This is a genomic window from Streptomyces diversicolor, assembly GCF_057537855.1.
The window spans coordinates 1-530 of the sequence record NZ_BAAJXA010000161.1; the positions used below are offsets into that span (position 1 = coordinate 1).

At 67.2% G+C, this 530-nt stretch carries 1 pseudogene; it reads right to left on the reverse strand.

Features of this window, described 5'->3' with window-relative positions:
- Window positions 1–20 precede the first annotated feature (20 nt).
- Window positions 21–530 (reverse strand): annotated as a pseudogene (locus AC27LF_RS45630) (alpha-1,4-glucan--maltose-1-phosphate maltosyltransferase); the annotation flags it as partial.

The following is a 530-nucleotide window of genomic DNA, read 5'->3' on the forward strand; positions in this document are numbered from 1 at the left end:
CGGGACCGGCTCGTTGACGGTCATGGTGTGGGTGACCCTCCGATCTGCGGGTTGGACGGTCGCAGGACGGTGAGGATGTGCGCGGGCCGGTGACCCGGTTCGAGCCGCACATAGTTGGCCCTGCCCCAGTGATAGGTCTCGCCGGTGAGCTCGTCGCGCACCGGCACCGACTCGTGCCAGTTCAGGCCGAGTTGCGGCATGTCCAACGAGACCGTGGCCTCCTGGGTGTGGCGCGGGTCGAGGTTCACGACCACCACAACCGTGTTCGATCCGCTCCGCTTGCTGTACACGATCACCTCGTCCTTGTCGGCGTGGTGGAAGTGGAGATCGCGCAGCTGCCTCAGGGCCGGGCTGTGCCGGCGGATGGTGTTGAGGCGGGTGATGAGGGGGGCGATGGTGCGGTGCTCGCGTGCGGCGGTGTCCCAGTCGCGGGGGGTGAGCTGGTACTTCTCGGAGTCGAGGTATTCCTCGCTGCCCTCGCGCAGGGGGGTGTTCTCGCACAGTTCGTAGCCGCTGTAGATGCCCCAGGT